Below are 3,507 nucleotides of genomic sequence, written 5' to 3'. Positions count from 1 at the left end.
TCACGTCAAACGCGAGGTCGACGCCGGCCATGAGGTGGCGGTGGTCGTTTCGGCGATGGCCGGGAAGACCAACGAACTGGTCGGCTGGACGCGTGAGGCCTCGCCGATGCATGACGCACGCGAATATGATGCGGTCGTCGCTTCCGGCGAGCAGGTCACGGCCGGCCTGCTGGCCATCACTTTGCAGAACATGGGCGTGCACGCCCGCTCCTGGCAGGGCTGGCAGATCCCGATCAAGACCGATAATGCGCATGGGGCGGCGCGCATCCTCGACATTGACGGTGCGTTCCTGATCAAGCGCTTCGGCGAGGGCCAGGTGGCGGTGATTGCCGGGTTCCAGGGCATCGGCCCGGACAATCGTATTGCCACGCTCGGCCGCGGCGGCTCCGACACCAGTGCTGTCGCCATCGCCGCGGCGGTCAAAGCCGATCGCTGTGACATCTACACCGATGTCGACGGGGTCTACACCACCGATCCACGCATCGAGCCCAAGGCGCGGCGGCTGGCCAAGATCTCGTTCGAGGAAATGCTTGAAATGGCCTCGCTCGGCGCCAAGGTTCTGCAGGTGCGTTCGGTCGAGCTTGCCATGGTGCACAGGGTGCGTACCTTCGTGCGGTCGTCCTTCGACGATCCCGATGCGCCCGGAATGGGGGATTTGCTCAATCCGCCCGGAACGCTCATTTGCGACGAGGAAGAGATCGTGGAACAGCAGGTCGTCACCGGAATTGCCTACGCCAAGGACGAAGCGCAGATTTCACTGCGCCGGGTCGGCGACCGGCCGGGCGTTGCCGCCGGCATCTTCGGGCCGCTGGCCGCGGCCAACATCAATGTCGACATGATCGTCCAGAACATTTCCGAGGACGGCAAGTTCACCGACATGACCTTTACCGTGCCGTCGGGCGATGTCGACAAGGCGCTGGCCGTGCTTGAACGCCTCAAGGCCTCGATCGGCTACGATGTCGTGCAGTCGGAAGCCGGCATGTCGAAGGTTTCGGTCATCGGCATCGGCATGAGGAGCCATGCCGGCGTCGCCGCCACCGCTTTCAAGGCGCTGGCCGACAAATCGATCAACATCCGCGCCATCACGACCTCGGAGATCAAGATTTCGATCCTGATCGACGGCCCGTATACGGAACTTGCGGTTCGTACTTTGCATTCCGTCTACGGTCTGGATAAGCAGTAGCGGGAACGATTTGAGTTGTTGCGTGTGCGCCGGTCGCGGTGGAAACTGCGGCGGGCAGAATGCCCATTGGAGAACAAGCCGCGATGCGTGATCAGGCCAGTGGCCCGCGCGTTTTGCTCAAACGGCTCCGCGAGCTCATGCAGGAGCCGCTGGAGCCGCAGGAGCGGCTTGACCGGATTGTGCGCGACATCGCCTCCAACATGGTCGCGGAAGTCTGCTCGCTCTATGTGCTGCGTGCCGATTCGGTGCTCGAACTCTACGCCACCGAAGGCCTGAACCCGAACGCCGTCCATTTGGCGCAGTTGCGGCTGGGCCAAGGCCTGGTCGGCACCATCGCCGCCAGCGCGCGGCCGCTCAACCTGTCCAATGCGCAGGAACACCCTGCCTTCGCCTACCTGCCGGAGACCGGGGAAGAGATCTACAACTCGTTCCTGGGCGTGCCGGTGCTGCGGGCAGGGCGCACGCTGGGCGTGCTGGTGGTGCAGAACAAGACCATGCGCCACTACCGCGACGACGAGGTCGAGGCGCTGGAAACCACGGCGATGGTGATCGCCGAGATGATCGCCACCGGCGATCTGGCGCGGCTGACCCGGCCCGGCCTCGAACTCGATCTGCGCCGTCCTGTCAGCTTCACCGGCCTGTCCTTCAATGAAGGCGTCGGGCTTGGCCATGTCGTGCTGCACGAGCCGCGCATCGTCGTCACCAATCTGTTCAACGAGGACAGCGAGGAAGAGGTTCGCCGGTTGGAGACCTCACTCAGCTCGCTCAGGCTGTCCATCGACGACATGCTGGAACGCCGCGACGTCGCCTTCGAGGGCGAGCATCGCCAGGTGCTGGAAGCCTATCGCATGTTCGCCAACGATCGCGGCTGGGTGCGACGGCTGGAAGAGGCGATCCGCAACGGCCTGACGGCCGAAGCGGCGGTGGAAAAGGTGCAGAGCGACATGCGCGCCCGCATGCTGCACATGACCGATCCCTATCTGCGCGAGCGGATGAGCGATTTCGACGACCTCGCCAACCGCCTGCTGCGCCAGCTGATGGGGCGCGGGCCGGAAGATGTCGCGGCATCGCTGCCTAAGGACGCCATCATCGTCGCCCGTTCGATGGGGGCTGCCGAACTGCTCGATTATCCCCGCGACAAGATGCGCGGGCTGGTGCTCGAGGACGGTGCAGCGACCAGCCACGTCGTCATCGTCGCGCGTGCCATGGGCATCCCCGTCGCCGGCCAGATGAAGGGCGCTGTTTCCATGGCGGAAAACGGCGATGCCATCATCGTCGACGGCGAGGAGGGCGTGATCCATTTACGGCCGCAGCCCGATCTCGAGGCCGCTTATGCCGAAAAAGTGCGTTTCAGGGCGCGCCGGCAAGAGGTCTACCGCGAACTGCGCAAGAAGCCGTCGACGACCAGGGATGGTGTCCAGGTCGATTTGCTGATGAATGCCGGTCTCGCCGTCGACCTGCCGCAGCTTGCCGAAGCGGGTGCGGCCGGCATCGGTCTGTTCCGCACCGAATTGCAATTCATGGTCGCTTCCACCTTTCCCCGGGCCGAGGCCCAGGAAAAGCTCTACCGCGACGTGCTCGAAGCGGCGCGCGGCAAGCCCGTCACCTTCCGCACCATCGACATTGGCGGCGACAAGGTGCTGCCCTATTTCAAGGGCGCGATCCAGGAAGAGAACCCGGCGCTTGGCTGGCGGGCGATCCGCCTGACGCTCGACCGGCCGGGCCTGCTGCGCACCCAGATACGCGCTTTGCTCAAGGCCAGCGGCGGGCGTGAGCTGAAGCTGATGCTGCCGATGGTGACCGAACTCGGCGAGATCACCCAGGCACGCGAGATCATCGACCGCGAGGTGCGGCATTTGTCGCGCTTTGCCCATCATTTGCCGACCAGCCTGAAGCTGGGGGCGATGCTTGAAGTGCCGTCGCTGCTGTTCCAGCTCGATGAATTGATGAAAGCGGTCGATTTCGTCTCGGTCGGTTCGAACGATTTGTTCCAGTTCGTCATGGCCGTCGACCGCGGCAACACGCAACTGGCCAACCGCTTCGACACGCTGTCGGCACCCTTCTTGCGCGTCCTCAAGCAGATCGCCGATGCCGGCGTCCGCAATCACACGCCGGTGACGCTATGCGGCGAACTCGCCGGCAAGCCGATCTCGGCGATGGCGTTGATCGGACTCGGTTTCCGCTCGATCTCGATGTCGCCGGCCTCGATCGGGCCGGTCAAGGCGATGCTGACGGAACTGCCGCTGGACGAATTGAAGGCGTTTTTCGACGACAATCTGATGGCTCCGGCACAGGGCCTGCCGATGCGGGCGCTGCTGCAGGCC

The 3,507-nt window shown here is 64.3% G+C and carries 2 protein-coding genes; both read left to right on the top strand.

Annotation, left to right across the window (positions count from 1 at the left end; genetic code table 11):
• The coding region (locus EN879_RS28420) for an aspartate kinase (RefSeq protein WP_127274398.1) at positions 1 to 1,183 on the top strand (1,183 nt) is incomplete at its 5' end.
• Between the two features lie 83 nt (positions 1,184 to 1,266).
• Positions 1,267 to 3,507: phosphoenolpyruvate--protein phosphotransferase (gene ptsP / locus EN879_RS28415; protein WP_127274397.1), on the top strand; the 2,241-nt coding region annotated here is incomplete at its 3' end.

Source organism: Mesorhizobium sp. M7A.F.Ca.AU.002.02.1.1, assembly GCF_003998535.1.
Taxonomy (GTDB): Bacteria; Pseudomonadota; Alphaproteobacteria; order Rhizobiales; family Rhizobiaceae; genus Mesorhizobium; species Mesorhizobium ciceri.
This window is presented reverse-complemented; position numbering and strand designations above follow the sequence as displayed.